General features: G+C 73.3%; 15 protein-coding genes. 14 read left to right on the forward strand and 1 reads right to left on the reverse strand.

All coding sequences use genetic code 11. The features are described 5' to 3' along the window. Nucleotides 1-219 precede the first annotated feature (219 nt). The 10 genes from F7Q99_RS18270 (at nt 220) to mutM (ending at nt 10177) form a co-directional block, all read left to right on the forward strand. A complete protein-coding gene (locus F7Q99_RS18270; protein WP_153462810.1) occupies nt 220-1902 on the forward strand; it encodes a DAK2 domain-containing protein in 1683 nt (560 codons plus the stop codon). Nucleotides 1903-1967: 65 nt separating this feature from the next. Continuing rightward, nucleotides 1968-4196 (forward strand): ATP-dependent DNA helicase RecG, encoded by a 2229-nt coding sequence (gene recG / locus F7Q99_RS18275; RefSeq protein WP_153462812.1) that lies wholly within the window; start codon nt 1968-1970, stop codon nt 4194-4196. A gap of 104 nt (nt 4197-4300) precedes the next feature. Then, nucleotides 4301-4834: a hypothetical protein gene (locus F7Q99_RS18280; protein ID WP_153462814.1), complete on the forward strand. Its 534-nt coding sequence runs from the start codon at nt 4301-4303 to the stop codon at nt 4832-4834. 100 nt (nt 4835-4934) lie between these two features. Then, on the forward strand, nt 4935-5519 hold the full coding sequence (gene rsmD / locus F7Q99_RS18285; protein ID WP_153462816.1) for a 16S rRNA (guanine(966)-N(2))-methyltransferase RsmD: 585 nt from the start codon (nt 4935-4937) through the stop codon (nt 5517-5519). A 53-nt stretch (nt 5520-5572) separates the two neighbouring features. Continuing rightward, on the forward strand, nt 5573-6064 hold the full coding sequence (gene coaD / locus F7Q99_RS18290; RefSeq protein ID WP_153462818.1) for a pantetheine-phosphate adenylyltransferase: 492 nt from the start codon (nt 5573-5575) through the stop codon (nt 6062-6064). 196 nt (nt 6065-6260) lie between these two features. Beyond that, entirely contained in the window at nt 6261-7445 is a 1185-nt protein-coding gene (locus F7Q99_RS18295; RefSeq protein ID WP_153462820.1) for an ATP synthase F0 subunit B, read from the forward strand. A gap of 160 nt (nt 7446-7605) precedes the next feature. Continuing rightward, nucleotides 7606-8250 (forward strand): YceD family protein, encoded by a 645-nt coding sequence (locus tag F7Q99_RS18300; protein WP_153462822.1) that lies wholly within the window; start codon nt 7606-7608, stop codon nt 8248-8250. Nucleotides 8251-8252: 2 nt separating this feature from the next. Beyond that, nucleotides 8253-8426, forward strand: a complete 174-nt coding sequence (gene rpmF, locus F7Q99_RS18305; protein ID WP_030275709.1) for a 50S ribosomal protein L32 — start codon at nt 8253-8255, stop codon at nt 8424-8426. 20 nt (nt 8427-8446) lie between these two features. Then, nucleotides 8447-9235 (forward strand): ribonuclease III, encoded by a 789-nt coding sequence (gene rnc, locus F7Q99_RS18310; protein WP_153462824.1) that lies wholly within the window; start codon nt 8447-8449, stop codon nt 9233-9235. A 51-nt stretch (nt 9236-9286) separates the two neighbouring features. Then, the gene (gene mutM / locus F7Q99_RS18315) at nt 9287-10177 is read left to right on the forward strand and encodes a bifunctional DNA-formamidopyrimidine glycosylase/DNA-(apurinic or apyrimidinic site) lyase (protein WP_326846825.1); all 891 of its coding nucleotides are present in this window, start codon (nt 9287-9289) and stop codon (nt 10175-10177) included. 9 nt (nt 10178-10186) lie between these two features. On the opposite strand, the gene F7Q99_RS18320 is transcribed toward mutM, so the two are convergent. Continuing rightward, entirely contained in the window at nt 10187-11107 is a 921-nt protein-coding gene (locus F7Q99_RS18320) for a hypothetical protein (protein ID WP_326846826.1), read from the reverse strand. Between the two features lie 312 nt (nt 11108-11419). On the opposite strand from F7Q99_RS18320, the gene F7Q99_RS18325 reads away from it, so the two are divergent. The 4 genes from F7Q99_RS18325 (at nt 11420) to smc (ending at nt 17611) form a co-directional block, all read left to right on the forward strand. Beyond that, complete coding sequence (locus F7Q99_RS18325; RefSeq protein ID WP_153462827.1) at nt 11420-12769, forward strand: DUF4381 domain-containing protein; 1350 nt, start codon at nt 11420-11422, stop codon at nt 12767-12769. Nucleotides 12770-12880: 111 nt separating this feature from the next. Then, the gene (locus F7Q99_RS18330; RefSeq protein ID WP_153462829.1) at nt 12881-13180 is read left to right on the forward strand and encodes an acylphosphatase; all 300 of its coding nucleotides are present in this window, start codon (nt 12881-12883) and stop codon (nt 13178-13180) included. Nucleotides 13181-13580: 400 nt separating this feature from the next. Further along, on the forward strand, nt 13581-13784 hold the full coding sequence (locus F7Q99_RS18335) for a hypothetical protein (protein WP_045702518.1): 204 nt from the start codon (nt 13581-13583) through the stop codon (nt 13782-13784). A gap of 179 nt (nt 13785-13963) precedes the next feature. After that, nucleotides 13964-17611 carry a chromosome segregation protein SMC gene (gene smc / locus F7Q99_RS18340; protein ID WP_326846827.1) on the forward strand — a complete coding sequence of 1216 codons (3648 nt, stop codon included), beginning with the start codon at nt 13964-13966 and terminating at the stop codon, nt 17609-17611. Nucleotides 17612-17642 lie beyond the last annotated feature (31 nt).

Here is a 17642-nt window from a genome sequence, read left to right on the forward strand (position 1 = left end):
ACGTTCGAAAACCCGAAGGGCCACCGGGACACTCACGTGAACCGGAGCGGACCAAAGGGTGAGCCCGGAACTGTTCCAGGCAACCGGAAGAGCATACAACGCTTGCTCCCGTTCAACGAAACTACCATGACCGGCCGGGTGAGTGCTCCGGTCGCCGGTCCGGGCGGCCCCTCCCGGCCCCCGATAACCTGCCGGTATCACCCCTCGTCGCTGCCCTGAATGTGCTGCTGCCCCTCAGGCCGCCGCGGCGTTCCATCCGGAGGAGACCTGGTGCTGCACACGCTCGACGCCCCGGCCGTGCGCACCTGGTGCCAGCTCGCCCTGCGCGCGCTCGGCCAGGCGCGCGAGGAGATCGACGCGCTCAACGTCTTCCCCGTCCCGGACGGCGACACCGGCACCAACCTCTACCTGACCGTCGAGTCCGCCGCCGCCGAGGTGGAGAGCCGCTTCGCCGACCCCTCCGCCGAACCGGCGCCGGGCCTGGCCGACGCGGTCCGGGCGATGGCCCGCGGTGCGCTGGTCGGCGCCCGCGGCAACTCCGGGGTGATCCTCGCCCAGTGGCTGCGCGGCACCGCCGAGACGCTCGCCGAGGGCGGCGGCGCCGACCAGCTGCGGGCCGCCCTGCAGCGGGCCGCCGAGTCCGCGTACCAGGCCGTCGCCGAACCGGTCGAGGGCACGCTGCTGACCGTCGCCCGGGTCGCCGCCCGGGAGGCCGTCCGGGCCGGGGACGGGCTCGCGCAGGTCGCCGACACCGCCTACCGGGCCGCCCGGGACGCACTGCGCCACACCCCCGAACAGCTCGCCGTCCTGGCCGAGAACGGTGTCGTGGACGCCGGCGGGCGCGGACTGGTGGCCGTCCTCGGCGCGCTCGCCGACGCCGTCACCGGGCAGCAGCCGATGGGCCCGGTCGCCCTGCGCGGGGACGTCCGGGCCGTCGAGAGCTGCGAGGTGCACGCCCGGCCGCCCGGCCCCGGCCACCCCGCCTTCGAGGTCATCTACCTGCTGGACGCGCCCGACGACGCCCTGCCCGCACTGCGCGAGCGGCTCGGCGGGCTCGGCGACTCGCTCGTGATCGGCGGCGGCGACGGCCTGTGGAACGTGCACGTCCACGTGGACGACGCGGGCGCCGCGGTGGAGGCCGGGGTCGTGGCCGGGCGGCCGCACCAGATCCGGATCACCCACTTCGCCGAGGCCGCCGCCCGGGCCGGTACCGCCGCCGAGTCCGGCGAACGCGAGGAGCGGGCCCGCGCGGTGCTCTCCGTGGTGTGCGGCGAGGGCCTCGCCGAACTCTGCGAACAGGCCGGCGCCGTCGTGCTCCGGGCCGACCCGGACCGCGCGCCGGCCAGCGCCGAACTCGCCGCCGCCGTCCGCCGGTCGGCCGCGCGCGAGGTCGTGCTGCTGCTCAACGACCCCGAACTGCGCGCCGCCGCCGGGGCCGCCGCCGACCAGCTCCGCGAGGAGGGCGTGCGGATCGCCGTCCTGCCCACCCGCTCGCCGGTGCAGGGGCTGGCGGCGCTCGCGGTACACGAGACGGGGCGCCGCTTCGACGAGGACGTGGTCGCCATGACCTCCGCCGCCGGGGCCACCCGGTACGCCGAACTCGCCGTCGCCGAGGGGGAGTCCTGGACGATGGCCGGGGTCTGCCAGGCCGGGGACGTGCTCGGCCTGATCGACGGCGACGTCGCGGTGATCGGCGCCGGGCTCGCCGAGGTCGGGGCGAGCGTGCTGGACCGGATGCTCGGCGCGGGCGGCGAACTCGTCACCCTGATCCTCGGCGACGGCTCCGACGAGGCGCTCGCCGACCACCTGATCGCGCACGCCCGCCACCACCGGCCCGAGGTCGACGCGGTGGTCTTCCACGGCGGGCAGGAGTCCGCTCCGCTGCTCATCGGGGTGGAGTGAGCCGCGCCCGTTCCCGCCCGGTGTGAGACCCGGTTTGTCGGTCCCGTGGTGTAAACAGGGGCCTGATGGGCGCTCTCGACGAACCACTGACCAAGCTCGTCGGCGACCGCACCGCGAAGGTGCTCGCCGACAGTCTCAAGCTGCGCACGGTCGGGGACCTGCTGCACCACTACCCGCGCCGCTACGTCGAACGCGGCCAGCTCACCAGCCTGGACGAGCTGGAGATCGACGAGCACGTCACCGTGCTGGCCCGGATCGAGAAGGTCACCCTGATCCCGTTCCGGGGCCGCAAGGGCGACCGGCTGGAGGTCGTCGTCACCGACGGCCGCAGCCGGCTCTCGCTGGTCTTCTTCAACCAGGGCTGGCGGCAGAAGGAGCTCAGGGCCGGCGCCCAGGGCCTGTTCGCGGGCAAGGTCGGCGTCTTCAACCGCACCCGCCAGCTCGTCTCGCCCGACTACCAGCTGCTCGACGAGGACTCCGACTCCGACGCCGCCCGGCAGTTCGCGGGCCGGCTCATCCCGGTCTACGGCGCCAGCGCCCAGATGCCCAGCTGGAAGCTGTCGATCTGCATCGAGACCGCCCTCACCAAGCACCTGGCCGACGTCGGCGAACCGCTGCCCGCCGAACTGCGCGAGCGGCACGGGCTGATCCCGCTGCCCGAGGCCCTGGAACTGATCCACCGCCCGCGCAGCCAGGCCGACCGCGAGCGCGCCCAGAGCCGGCTGCGCTGGGACGAGGCCTTCGTCCTCCAGGTCGCCCTCGCCCGGCGCCGGGCCGCCGAGTCCGCGCTGCCCGCCGTCCCGCGCAAGGCCCGTGAAGGCGGCCTGCTGGACGCCTTCGACGCCCGCCTGCCGTTCACCCTCACCGAGGGGCAGCAGAAGGTGTCCGCCGAGATCACCGCCGACCTGGCCGGCGAGCACCCGATGCACCGGCTGCTCCAGGGCGAGGTCGGCTCCGGCAAGACCCTGGTCGCGCTGCGTGCCATGCTCGCCGTGGTCGACGCGGGCGGCCAGGCCGTCCTGCTCGCGCCCACCGAGGTGCTCGCCCAGCAGCACCACCGCTCGATCGTCGAGATGATGGGCGACCTCGCCGAGGGCGGCATGCTCGGCGGCTCCGACCTCGGCACCCGGGTGGTGCTGCTCACCGGCTCGATGGGCGTCCCGGCCCGCCGCCAGGCCCTGCTCGACATGGCCTGCGGGGACGCCGGCATCGCCATCGGCACCCACGCGCTGATCGAGGACAAGGTCCAGTTCCAGGACCTCGGCCTGGTCGTGGTCGACGAGCAGCACCGCTTCGGCGTCGAGCAGCGCGACGCACTGCGCGCCAAGGGCGAGCAGCCGCCGCACCTGCTGGTGATGACCGCCACCCCGATCCCGCGCACCGTCGCGATGACCGTCTTCGGGGACCTGGAGACCTCCGTCCTGGACCAGCTGCCGGCCGGCCGCTCGCCGATCTCCACCCACGTCGTCCCCGCGGTGGAGAAGCCCAACTTCCTCACCCGGGCCTGGGAACGGGTCCGCGAGGAGGTCGCCAAGGGCCACCAGGCCTACGTGGTCTGCCCCCGGATCGGGGACGAGGAGCCCGCCGCCCCTTCGAAGGGCGATCCGAAGAAGAAGCGCCGGGCGAGCGAGGAGGACCTGGAGGACATCGCCGACCTCGGCGCCGAGAGCGACGAACGGCGGCCCCCGCTCTCGGTGGTGGAGACGGCCGAGAAGCTGGTCAAGGGCCCGCTGGACGGCCTGCGGGTGGAGATCCTGCACGGCCGGCTCGCCCCGGACGCCAAGGACGAGGTGATGCGCCGGTTCGCGGCCGGCGAGGTGGACGTCCTGGTCGCCACCACCGTCATCGAGGTCGGCGTCAACGTCCCCAACTCCACCGCGATGGTCATCATGGACGCCGACCGCTTCGGCGTCTCCCAGCTGCACCAGCTGCGCGGCCGGGTCGGCCGCGGCAGCGCGGCGGGTCTGTGCCTGCTGGTCACCGACATGCCCGCGGGCAGCGCCGCCCGGGCCCGGCTGGACGCGGTGGCCGCCACGCTGGACGGCTTCGAGCTGTCCCGGATCGACCTCGAACAGCGCCGCGAGGGCGACGTGCTGGGCCAGGCGCAGTCCGGCGTGAAGTCCTCGCTCAAGGTGCTCTCGGTGCTGGAGGACGAGGAGGTCATCGTCACCGCCCGGGCCGAGGCCACCCGGCTGGTCGCCGAGGACCCGGACCTGGCCGGACACCCGGAGCTACGCACCGCGCTGGAGAGCCTGCTCGACGAGGACCGGGCGGCCTACATGGAGAAGGGCTGAGGGGCCCTCACGGACCCCGGATTGTCAGACCCCCGCGAGAGAATGAAGGTGTTCAGGACGCACCCTCAAGGTGCGTACCTGGCGCGACACTTGGGGGTCCTGCCATGGCATTCCGTCATCTCAACGAGCTCCCGCTCGGCGACAAGGTCTTCCGGATCGAACTCGCCAGCGACGACGACCGCGAGGTCACCCTCACCCTGACCGGCTGGCGCGAGGGGGCGGCCGCCGCGCCGCTCGCCTCGGGCAAGCTCCGCCTGCCGGTCGAGGACGTCGCCTCGCTGCGGATCGCGCTCAACCGCGCGCTGCGGGCGCTGGCGATCGTCGCCGACGTCGCCGAGCCCATCCCCGACCGTGACGTGCTGCGCGAGCTGTACCCCGGCCACGGCGCCCCCTGGGTGCCGCAGCACGAGGAGGAGCTGGTCCGGCGGTTCCACGACGGCGAGACCGTCGCCCGGATCGCCGCCCGCTTCGGCCGTACGCCCGACTCCGTCCGCACCAAGCTGCGCGAGCTCGGGCACGACCCGCGCCGCCCCGAGTTCTGCCCGCCCGACGGCTGCCTGTCGTGGTCCCGGTACGCCTCGCCGGCCCTGCTCGGTGCCGCCGTCCCGGCCCAGTCCGCGGGCGCCGAGGCGAGCTGAGACCGTGAGCCCCGTGGGCCCCGCCGATCCACCGGTGGGGGCCCACGGGCGCGGCGCCGTATAGCGTGGTCGGGCAGCGACGAAAGGACCTCCCACCACCATGACCCGCGTGATCGCCGGGGCGGCCGGCGGCCGCCGGCTGGCCGTACCGCCAGGCCGGGGCACCCGCCCGACCTCCGACAAGGCCCGTGAGGCGATGTTCTCCACCCTGGAGGCGCTGCGCGGCACCTTGCACGGGGCCCGGATGCTCGACCTGTTCGGCGGATCGGGCGCGGTCGGCCTGGAGGCGCTGTCCCGCGGCGCCGAGCACGTCCTCCTGGTCGAGGCGGACGGCCAGGCGGCCCGGGTGATCCGCGAGAACGTCCGGACGATCGGTCTGCCCGGCGCGGAGCTGAAGGCCGCCAGGGCCGAGAAGGTGATCGCCGGGCCGCCCCCGCAGACCCCGTACGACCTGGTCTTCCTCGACCCGCCGTACGTCGTCACGGACGACGAGGTGCGCGAGATGCTGATCACACTCCTGGCCGGGGGCTGGCTCGCGGAGGACGCACTCGTCACCGTGGAGCGCAGCACCCGCGGCGGCGAGTTCGGCTGGCCCGAGGGCTTCGAGGTGCTGCGCTCCCGCCGCTACGGCGAGGGCACGCTCTGGTACGGTCGCGCCGCCGCCGAGGCCCGCCAACACCCCTGACCGGGCCGAGGAGGCCCGCAGCACCCGTCACCCCACGAGGGAGCATCCACGCCATGCGCCGCGCCGTCTGCCCCGGATCGTTCGACCCGATCACCAACGGTCATCTCGACATCATCGAGCGGGCCTCGAAGCTGTACGACGTGGTGCACGTCGCGGTGGCGGTCAACCGGAACAAGCAGGGCATGTTCACCATCGAGGAGCGGATCGCCCTGATCGAGGAGGTCACGGCGCCCTACGGGAACATCGTGGTCGAGTCGCACCTCGGCCTGCTGGTGGACTTCTGCCGGGACCGCGGGATCCCGGCGATCGTCAAGGGGCTGCGCGCCGTCAGCGACTTCGACTACGAGCTGCAGATGGCCCAGATGAACCACGGGCTGACGGGCGTCGAGACGCTCTTCGTGCCGACCTCGCCGACGTACAGCTTCCTGTCCTCCACGCTGGTCAAGGAGGTCGCCTCGTACGGGGGCGACGTCTCGCACCTGCTGCCCGAGGTGGTGCACCGCCGGCTGGTCGAGCGGATCGCGGAGCGCAAGGCCCAGCAGTAGCACCGGTTGTCCGTTTCTGCCGGTTCGTCACGGTTCGTCAGCTTTCCTTGGCGTCCCCGGAGGCCTGGTCCTGGCCGGGCGTTGTGACCCCGCCCCGCAGTGGTCGTACAGTCTGTATCCCTGCCCTGCGGTGAGGTCCACCGCGCCGGGCCTGCCTCCGCCGGACCGTCGGCGGCACACGGAAAGACGAAGCCCCGTGGACGTGCAGAACAAGGTCGACGAGATCGTCGCGGCGGTCGAGAACGCCCGCTCGATGCCGATGTCGGCTTCCTGCGTGGTGAACCGTGCCGAGCTGATCGGCCTGCTCAACGACCTCAAGACGGCGCTGCCCGCCGAACTGGCCCAGGCCCAGTCGATGATGGCCGACCACGAGCAGGTGGTGGCCGGTGCCCAGGCCGAGGCCGACCGGATCATCCAGGGCGCGCACGCCGAGCGCGGCTCGCTGATCTCCGACACCGAGGTGGTCCGCCGGGCCCAGGCCGAGGCCGACCGGATCCTCGCCGAGGCACGCGCCGAGGTGGAGACCAAGCGGGCCGAGGCCGACGACTACGTGGACAGCAAGCTCGCCAACTTCGAGGTGGTGCTGACCAAGACGCTCGGCGCCGTCGGCCGCGGCCGGACCAAGCTGCGCGGCGACTCCGGCGTCTTCGAGGCCGAGTACGAGGGCGAGACCGACGGCGAGGAGTTCCAGCCGCAGCAGGTCAGCCCGAGCCCCGAGGTCGACGAGTACGTCGATGTGAAGCTCGCGACGCTGGAGAACGTCCTCAGCGCGACCCTGGACGCCGTCGGCAAGGGCCGCGACAAGCTGCTCGGCAAGCGGCCGATCGACGAGCTGGGCGCCTACCTGGCCGCCGCCGACGAGGCGCAGCAGGCCAAGGAGCGGGCCGAGGCGGTGGCGGCGGGCTTCGCCGGCGACGCCGACGGCGACGACATCGCCTGGTACCGCGAGGACGTGCCGCAGCAGCAGACCTGGCCGGACCAGACCCCGGCCGCGGCCGGCTGGCAGGCCGCCGGCGGCGACCAGTACGCGGCCCAGCAGCCCGGCGGCCAGTACGCCGAGGTGTACGGCGCCGGCTTCGACGCGGCCGCCCAGGGCGACCCGTACGGCGCCCAGTGGGGCCACCAGCAGCAGCACGACGCCACCGGCGCCTACCCACAGCAGCAGCCGGACTACGCGGGCCAGCAGCACGGTGACTACGGCTACCAGCAGCAGGGCTACGACGGGCAGCAGTACGACACGTGGGGGCAGGCCGCGGGAGGCTACCCGCAGCAGCCCGCCACGCCGCCGGCCGTGCCGCAGCAGCACGGGCTGGACGAGACGAGCTTCTTCGACACCAGCATGATCGACATGACCAGGCTGCGGGAGCTCGGCGGGCGCTGAGCGCCGGTCCCGGGGGGTTCCTCCGGGACCGAAGTTGGGCCTGGCGGGAGACTCCGGTAGTCTGACCACTCCGGCCTCTCCGTGTCGGGCTGTCGGCTTGCCCGCGCATCGCCCGGCGAGCACGCCACCGCAATCGTTTTCCCATGGAAGTCAGGACACCTTGAACCGCCTCGACCACCGCGACCCCCTCGTGTTCGACACGCACGAGCTGGGCCGTCGTCCGGGCGCCATGCGCAAGGTCTCCCGCACCCTTGAGGCCCCCGAGGGCCTGGGGATCATCGATGTGATCGGCGTCCCGGAGAAGAGCCCGATCGACCTGGACCTCCGCCTGGAGTCCGTGGTCGAGGGCGTGCTGGTCACCGGCACCGCCGAGACCCACGTCGAGGGCGAGTGCGTCCGGTGCCTGGAGCCCGTCGACTTCGACATCGACGTGGACTTCCAGGAGCTGTACTACTACCCGGAGTCCGACGAGCGTCACCGCGCCCGGACCGCCGGGGCCGAGGACCTCGACGAGGACTCGGAAGAAGAGACTTACCGTCTGGAGGGCGATTACTTCGACCTCCGGCCGGTGCTGCGTGACGCGGTGGTGCTCGCACTGCCGCTGCAGCCGGTGTGCCAGGAAGACTGCCTGGGCCTGTGCTCCGAGTGCGGGGCACGCCTGAGCGACGACCCGGCGCACCACCACGACGCCGCCGACCCCAGGTGGGCGGCTCTGCAGGGACTCTCCGCCGCCCACGGCGACGAGGGTGACGGAATCAAGAACAGCGACACCCGTGAGGGTCTCGCCGAGAACCAGGAGAAGTAGCCGTGGCTGTTCCGAAGCGGAAGATGTCGCGCAGCAACACGCGCCACCGCCGGTCCAACTGGAAGGCCGTCGCCCCGGCCCTCGTGGCGTGCGACCGCTGCCACGAGCCGAAGCTGGCGCACATCGCGTGCCCGAGCTGCGGCACGTACAACCGTCGCCAGGTCCTCTCGGTCTGATCGGCGGGGTGCACGGATCGATGTCGGACGGTAACTCCACCCGCAAGGCGTCCTCCGCCCCGAAGGGTTCTTCGGGCGGTGGCAGGGCCGGCGGGCCGGCTTCGACCGAATACGACGTCCTGGAAGGGCGCCTCGGGTACACGCTTGAGCGCGCCCTTCTGGTACGTGCCCTGACCCACCGCTCGTACGCGTACGAGAACGGGGGTCTGCCCACCAACGAGCGCCTGGAATTCCTCGGCGACTCGGTGCTGGGCCTGGTGGTGACCGACACCCTCTACCGCGTCCACCCGGACGTCCCGGAGGGCACGCTCGCCAAACTGCGCGCCGCGGTGGTCAACTCCCGCGCGCTCGCGGACGTCGGCCGGGGCCTGGACCTCGGCGCGTTCATCCGCCTCGGCAAGGGCGAGGAGGGTACCGGCGGCCGGGACAAGTCGTCGATCCTCGCCGACACGGTCGAGGCCGTCATCGGGGCCGTCTACCTGGACCGGGGCCTGGACGCGGCCACCGAGTTCGTCCACCGGCTGTTCGACCCGCTGATCGAGGAGTCCTCTCAGCTGGGCGCAGGCCTGGACTGGAAGACCAGCCTCCAGGAGCTCACCGCCTCGGTGGGCATCGGGGTGCCCGAGTACGTGGTCATGGAGTCCGGTCCGGACCACGAGAAGACCTTCACCGCGGCGGCCCGGGTGGCCGGCGAGGACTTCGGCAGCGGCGTCGGCCGCTCGAAGAAGGAAGCCGAGCAGAAGGCCGCCGAGAGCGCCTGGCGGGCGATCAAGGAGAAGTACGCCGACCGGCTGCCCGCCGGGGCGTGAGCGAGCAGTAGCCTTTCCCTGCTGATCCTTGTCCGCAGGAGGCCTGTTCCCGTGCCCGAACTTCCCGAGGTCGAGGTCGTCCGCCGTGGCCTGGCGAACTGGGTCGCCGGGCGGACGGTCGCCGACGTCCAGGTGCTGCACCCGCGCGCGGTGCGCCGCCAGCCCGCCGGCGCGGCCGACTTCACCGCCCGGCTGACCGGCACCACGCTCGGCACCGCGCAGCGCCGCGGCAAGTACCTGTGGGTGCCGCTGGCCGGGTCGGGCGCGACGCCGGAGTTCGGCGGATTCTCGCTGATCGGCCATCTCGGGATGAGCGGCCAACTCCTCGTCCAGGACCCGTCGGTGCCCGACGAGACGCACCTGCGGGTGCGGCTGCGGTTCACCGACGGCGGGCGCGAACTGCGCTTCGTCGACCAGCGGACCTTCGGCGGCCTCGCCGTCGAGGAGGCCGAGAACGACCCGGAGGGGACGCCGGTCTCCATCGCCCACATCGCCCGCGACCCGCTCGACCCACGCTTCGACGACGCCGCCTTCGTGGCCGCGCTGCGGGCCAGGCGCACGACCGTCAAGCGCGCGCTGCTCGACCAGACGCTGATCAGCGGCGTCGGCAACATCTACGCCGACGAGGCGCTGTGGCGCTCCCGGCTGCACTACGACCGCCCGACCGCCACGCTCACCCGCCCGCTGGCCGCCGCCCTGCTGGCCAACGCCCGGGACGTGATGACCGCGGCGCTGGCCGTCGGCGGTACCAGCTTCGACAGCCTGTACGTCAACGTGAACGGCGAGAGCGGCTACTTCTCCCGGGACCTCGACGCCTACGGCCGCGAGCACGAGCCCTGCCGCCGCTGCGGCACCCCGATCCGGCGGGCCGCCTGGACGAACCGCTCCAGCTACTTCTGCCCCCGCTGCCAGCGCGTGCCGCGGGCCCGCAGCGGGGACTGACAACGCCCGCTAGCGGTGGGCCAGTTCGGGCCTGCCCTCGGCGGCGTCGCCGAGGGCCCCGTGGGTGTCCTGGCCGAAGTACGCGACGCCCACGGCGGAGACCACCGCGAGCAGGAAGCCGACCACGCCGAGCCAGCCCAGACCGGCCTTGGAGGAGTCGCCGAGCCACAGCACGCCGACCACGCCGGGCAGCACCGTCTCGCCGACCACCAGGGCGGCCGTCGCTCCGTTCACCGAGCCGATCTGCAGCGCCACCGTGTGCACGTACATGCCGCCCAGGCCGCCGATCAGGATCGCGTACAGGGCCGGGTCGGAGAGCAGACTGCCGAGTTCGAACGGGTCGATGCCGTTGAGGATGCGCACGCCGATGCCGAGGCCCCCGAAGCCGAGGCCGGAGAGCAGGCCGGCGACGATCGCGCCCTTCGAGCCCATCCGCCGCACCAGCAGGCTGCCGCCGACCAGCAGCACGGTGGTGACGATCAGCAGCCACCAGTGGAAGGACATGTCCGCGTCGTGGCCGCCCTCGGGCCCGGCCGCGACGGCCAGCATCACCAGCGCCGAGCAGAGCACGCCGATGGACGCCCACTCCAGCTGCTTGAGCCTGATGCCGAGCAGCTTGATGCTCAGCACCGCGGTGATCACCAGGTTGGCGCTGATGATGGTCTGGGAGAGGAACAGCGGCAGCAGCCGGGCGGCCAGCGCGCCGAGCAGGAAGCCGACCAGGTCGAGCACCGTGCCGAGGATGAACTCCCAGGTGACGGCGGCCTTCGCGGTCGAGGACAGGCTCGGCCCGCCGTGCTCGGTGATGGCGGTGGTGGCGCCCCTGGCCGCCTCCTCCCGGGCGGAACGGCGGGATCCGACGGCCTGCAGGACCGAGCCGGTGCCGTAGCAGGCGGATGCCGCCACGGCGGTGACGAGGCCGATGATCACCGAGTGCTCCGATCAGGAGTAAGGGGTCAGGAGGGAGAAGCGGTCAAAAACAGGTAATGGGACGAGTGGTCCGGGACCACTATGCCCGCCCGCACGGTACGGTCGGCACACCCCTCGACCACGCCGGGCCCGCCGGAACGTACGTCCGGACGCCTGCCGCGGTTCCCGCCGGCCACCCGGTTCAGGGACGACTGGGGGAAACCTCATCCCCGCGGAGGGGAGCGGCCCCGGCGGACGGCGGGGAGTCCTGTCATAACCAGTATGCGAAGGGTATGCCGTGCTCCGGCGCCGGGCGCGGTAGCGTCGGGGGTTATGAGAACCCTTGCTCGACGTTCCCGGGGCACCGGGCCGCTCGCCGTCGTGGCGGCGCTGCTCGGGCTGCTGCTCCTGCTGGCTCCGGCGGCGTCGGCCGCCGGCGGGCTGAGCGACGCCGCCGCCACCCTGAAGAAGGGGCAGGTCTACGTCGCCCCGCAGATGCTGGACCGCTTCAGCCAGGCCCAGGCGGACGCTCTGACCAAGAAGATCGAGAAGGCCGACAAGCCGATCTTCATCGCGGTCGTCCCCGACGCCGCCAACAAGGACACCGTCCTGACGGACCTGCGCACCCTGGTGGGCATCGACGGCGTCTACGGCGTCTGGCGGGGCACCAGCGGCTTCATGGCCCGCTCCGACCGCGGCGCGATGGGCGTCGGCGTCGCGGACCGGATCGGGGGCGCCGTCGCTCGCGCCGACAAGGGTGACATCAACGCCACCCTGAACGACTTCGTCGACCAGGCCGCCCCGCAGACCAAGGGCACCGGGGTCAACCACAGCACTTCGATCGCCTGGGTGGTCATCCCGGTGGTGCTGGTGGCCCTGGCCGGCGCCGGCGTCTTCTTCCTCTTCCGCCGCGCCAAGAAGCGCAAGGAGGAGAAGGCCCGTGCCGAGCTGGAGCAGCTGCGCCGAGTCGTCGACGAGGACATCACCGCCTTCGGCACCGAGCTGGAGCGGCTCGACTTCAACCCGCGTGCGGCGGACGCCGACGACGCCCAGCGCGCCGACTACAGCAGCGCGCTGGACTCGTACGAGAAGTCCAAGCGGCTGATGGACGAGGCCAAGAAGCCCGAGGACGTCAAGCAGGTCACCGAGGCGATCGAGGACGGCCGGTTCCAGCTGGCTACCCTGGCCGCCCGACGGGAGAAGCGGCCCCTGCCCGAGCGCCGCCCCCCGTGCTTCATGGACCCGCGGCACGGCCCGTCCGTCAAGGACGTCGACTGGGCCCCGGCCGGCGGCGCCGCCCGCTCCGTCCCGGTCTGCCAGGCCGACGCCGACCGGGTCGCGGCCGGTCTCGACCCGGCGGTCCGCACCGTCGACACCGAGTACGGCCCGCAGCCGTACTGGAACGCCGGCCCGGCCTACGCGCCGTACGCGGGCGGGTACTACAGCAGCTTCGGCGGGGGCCTGCTGCCGGGCCTGCTGGTCGGCACCGCGCTCGGCTCGATGCTCAGCACCCCGGCCTACGCCGCGGCGCCGATGGAGTACGGCGGCCATGGCGGTCACGGTGGCTACCAGGACCAGTACGAGGGCGGCGACTACACCGGCGCCGACTTCAACGCCGCGGACTTCAGCGGCAGCGACTGGAGCGGTGGCGGCGACTTCGGCGGTGGTGGCGGCGACTGGTGAGCCGCTGACCCGATGATCTGACGATCGCCCTGCGGCCCCGCCGGACCATCCGGCGGGGCCGCACTGCTGCCCGGATCTGTGACCGGGTCCACGGGCGGCTAGGGTCGGGGCATGCACGGTCGCGACGCCCACAGTGAGGAACCGATCCGGGTGACCGCCTGGGTCCGGGGGAAGGTCCAGCAGGTCGGCTTCCGCTGGTGGACCAGGGCACGGGCGCTGGAGATCGGCCTGACCGGCTACGCCAGCAACCTCGGCGACGGCCGGGTCCAGGTGGTGGCCGAGGGCCTGGCCGGCGACTGCGAGCTGCTGCTCGACCTGCTCCGCGGCCCCGACACGCCCGGCAGCGTGACCGGTGTGACCGAGATCTGGACCGCCGTCGGCGCCGGCTACGACGGCTTCGAGATCCGCTGAGCCCGGGCCCCGACGGGTGCCCGGCGAAAAGATCCGCAATCGGCGGTGTCATACGGTTGCCATCCGGGCAGACTCGTGGTTGACTCCGCATCGAATGATGATCCACGAGTAGGTGGTGGACCCGGCCCGAGACCCCCGGCGTGACGACTCCGCCAGGCAGGTGACAGGGGCGCGGTAGCGTGCGGTGATCGTGTTGACCCGTACCGTCTTTGGTGAGACGCTGGAAGCCCGCGCACACGACCGCGTTTTCCCGGCAGGCGCATGCCGTCGCGAGCCCAGCTCACGGTGGTTGTGCCGTAGTGCCCAGCCAGCACTCCGGGTGCGCGCCGCGCGTGCGTCCCCCTTCCCCCTAGACCTGTACCGTTCCGGTTCGGTCACTCAGCGTGGAGGACCATTCATCATGGCAAAGGCGCTTCTCGGGTACGTCGGCGGCCCCGACCCGCGAATGCTCTCCGAGATGCGACGGCTCCAGCAGCGCGTCCAGGACCTTGAAGCCGAGCTTCTCCGGATGCAGGCTGAGAACGACGCGCTCACCGCTGTCGCTGACGAGCACTCGCTGCTCAACAGCATCGATCTGGATCAGCGGGAGCCGGCTCTCACCTGAGTCCCGCCCGATCCTCGCAGGTCGACGCCGCTGTGCACTGAGCCGCCCCGAAAGGGACGCAGCATGCAAGGGACGCCCCGTTGTGGCGTCCCTTCGTCGTGTCCGGGTCCGGCCCGCGCCGCTCGCGGGGGATACAGTCGCCGTCGGGGCCTGTCGCGAGCGATGAGGAGACCGGCCGCGTGCACCTGAAGAGTCTGACGCTGCGCGGGTTCAAGTCCTTCGCCTCCAGCACCACACTGCGCTTCGAGCCCGGCATCACCTGCGTGGTCGGCCCGAACGGCTCCGGCAAGTCCAACGTCGTCGACGCGCTGTCCTGGGTCATGGGCGAGCAGGGCGCCAAATCGCTGCGCGGCGGCAAGATGGAGGACGTCATCTTCGCCGGGACCAGCGGGCGCGCCCCGCTCGGCCGCGCCGAGGTCAGCCTCACCATCGACAACACCGACGGCGCCCTGCCGATCGAGTACGCCGAGGTGACCATCACCCGGACGATGTTCCGCAACGGCGGCAGCGAGTACGCGCTCAACGGCCAGACCTGCCGGCTGCTCGACATCCAGGAGCTCCTCTCCGACTCCGGCATCGGCCGTGAGATGCACGTCATCGTCGGCCAGGGCCAGCTCGACTCCGTCCTGCACGCCGACCCGATGGGCCGCCGGGCCTTCATCGAGGAGGCGGCCGGCGTGCTCAAGCACCGCAGGCGCAAGGAGAAGGCGCTGCGGAAGCTGGACGCCATGCAGGCCAATCTCAACCGCGTCCAGGACCTGGTCGCCGAACTGCGCCGCCAGCTCGGACCGCTCGGCCGGCAGGCCAGGATCGCCCGCCGGGCCGCCGGCATCCAGGCCGACCTGCGCGACGCCCGGCTGCGGCTGCTCGCCGACGACCTGCTCACCCTCCGCAAGGCCGTCGAGGCCGAGGTCGCCGACGAACTGGCGCTGCGGCTGCGCCGCACCACCGTCGAACAGGAGCTCGCGCGCGCGGTGCAGCGCGAGGCCGTCCTGGAGGCGCAGGTCGAGCAGCTCGGCCCCGGCCTGGAGACCGCCCGGCAGACCTGGTACCGGCTCTCCGCGCTCGCCGAGCGCACCCGCGGCACCGTCGGACTGGCCGAGGCGCGGGCCCGGCACGCCGCCGCCGGAGGACAGGCCGAGGAGCGGCGCGGGCGCGACCCCGAGGACCTGGAGCGGGAGGCCGAACGGGTCCGGGAGGAGGAGGCCGCGCTGGCCGAGGCGCTGGACGAGGCCCGGTACGCGCTGGCCGAGGCGGTCGAGCGCAAGGGCGAGCTGGAGCGCGACCTGGCCGCCGAGGAACGCCGGCTGCGGGACGCCGCCCGGGCCATCGCGGACCGCAGGGAAGGGCTCGCCCGGCTGCAGGGGCAGGCGGCGGCGGCCCGCTCCAGGGCCGCCTCGGCCGAGGCCGAGATCGGGCGGCTCACGGAGGCCAGGGACGAGGCACTGCTGCGCGCCGAGGCTGCCCGGAGCGAGTTCGAGCAGTTGCAGGAGCAGGTCGACGGCCTCGCCGGGGACGACGAACGGGCCGACGCCGCCCACGACGAGGCCCGGGAACGCCTCGCCGCCGTCGAGCGGGACCTCGCGGCCGCCCGGGAGGCGGCCGGGGCCGCCGAGCGCGAGCGGGCCGGGCTCACCGCGCGGCACGAGGCACTGGCGCTCGGGCTGCGCCGCAAGGACGGCAGCGGCGCACTGCTCGCGGCGGGGGAGAAGCTGGCCGGACTGCTCGGGCCGGCCGCCGAGCTGCTGCGGGTCGAACCGGGCCACGAGGTCGCCGTCGCGGCGGCCCTCGGTGCGGCGGCCGACGCGGTGGCCGTCGACTCGCCGGACTCCGCCGCCGCGGCGCTGCGGCTGCTGCGCGCCGAGGATGCCGGCCGGGCCGCGCTGCTGATCGCCGGTGCGCCCGAACCCGGCGCGCCCGCTGAGGAGTTGACCGGTGCGGAGCTGCCAGCTGCGGAGTTGCCCGCAGAGGCCCGCTGGGCCGGTGAACTGGTGGACGGCCCGGCCGAGTTGCTCGCCGCCGCGCGAAGCCTGCTCGCCGGGGTGGCGGTCGTCGCCACCCTCGACGACGCCCTGCGGCTGATCGGCGCGCACCCTGGGCTGAGCGCTGTCACCGCCGACGGGGACAGGCTCGGCGCGGGCTTCGCCCAGGGCGGCTCCGGCGGCGCGCCGAGCCTGCTGGAGACCCAGGCCGCGGTGGACGAGACGGCCCGGGCGATCGACGAACTGGCCGTCCGCTGCGCCGAGTCGGCCGAGCGGCTGGCCGAACTCACCGAGCAGCGCCGGGAGTCGGCCGCCGCACTGGAGCAACTCGCCGTCCAGCGGCGACAGACGGAGAAGGAAAGGGCCCAGGTGGCCGGCACGCTCGGCCGCCTCGGCGGGCAGGCCCGCGCCGCCGCCGGCGAGGCCGAACGGCTGTCGGCCGCCGCCGCGCGCGCCGAGGAGGGTCTGGCCCAACTGCTCGCCACCGCCGAGGAACTGGCCGAACGCCTCGCCGCGGCCGAGGAGTCCGCCGAGGCCGGGGAGGACGAGCCGGACCCGGCCGAGCAGCAGCGGCTGGCCGAGGGCGCCTCGGCCGCCCGGCAGGCAGAGCTGGAGGCGCGGCTCGCGGTGCGCACCCACGAGGAGCGGGTCCGCGCGCTCGCGGGCCGGGCCGACCAGCTGGACCGGGCCGCCCGTGCCGAGCGCGAGGCGCGAGCCCGGGCCGCCGAGCGCCGCCGGCGCGCCCAGCACGACGCCGCCGTGGCGAACGCCGTCGCGGCGGGCGCCCGGCAGCTGCTGGCCTGCCTGGAGGTGTCACTGGCCCGCGCGGACGCCGGGCGGGCCGCCGTCGAACAGGAGCGCGGCGAGCGCGAGACCGAGCTCCGGGCACACCGCGAGCACGGCCGCGGCCTCAAGGAAGAGCTGGACAAGCTGGTCGACGCCGGCCACCGGGACGAGGTGCTGCGGGCCGAGAAGCGGCTGCGGATCGAGCAGCTGGAGGCCCGGGCGCTGGAGGAGTTCGGCATCGACGGCGGCGAACTGCTCGCCTCGTACGGACCGGACCAGCTCGTCCCGCCGGCCCCCGCGGCGTCGGCCGCTGATGGCACCGGGGAGGAGGGCCGGGAGCCGGGCGAGCCGTACCCGTACGACCGGGCCGAGCAGGAGAAGCGGCTCCGGGCGGCCGAGAAGGCCTACCAGCAGCTCGGCAAGGTCAACCCGCTGGCGCTGGAGGAGTTCGCCGCGCTGGAGGAGCGCCACCAGTTCCTCGGCGAGCAGCTGGACGACCTCAAGCGCAGCCGGCGCGACCTGCTGGACATCGTCCGGGACGTGGACGAGCGGGTCGAGCAGCTGTTCACCTCCGCCTACCACGACACCGCGGCCCAGTTCGAGGGCGTCTTCGCCCGGCTCTTCCCGGGCGGTGAAGGCCGGCTGGTGCTGACCGACCCCGACAACATGCTCACCACCGGCCTCGAGGTGGAGGCCCGCCCGCCGGGCAAGAAGGTCAAGCGGCTGTCGCTGCTGTCGGGCGGCGAGCGCTCGCTGACCGCGGTGGCGCTGCTCGTGGCGATCTTCAAGGCGCGGCCCAGCCCCTTCTACGTGATGGACGAGGTCGAGGCGGCGCTGGACGAGACCAACCTGCGCCGGCTGATCGCGATCATGGAGGAGCTGCGGGAGAGCTCCCAGCTGATCGTGATCACCCACCAGAAGCTGACCATGGAGTCCGCGGACGCCCTGTACGGCGTGACCATGAAGGGCGACGGCATCTCACAGGTGATCAGCCAGCGCCTGCGGGCCGGGGGACAACAGCGTGAGCGGCCGGAGGCGGACCGTACCGCACCGGTGTAGTACGGCTGCGGCTCATTCGGGCCCCGGTCGC

Source organism: Streptomyces kaniharaensis (assembly GCF_009569385.1).
In the GTDB taxonomy this organism is placed as follows: Bacteria; Actinomycetota; Actinomycetes; order Streptomycetales; family Streptomycetaceae; genus Kitasatospora; species Kitasatospora kaniharaensis.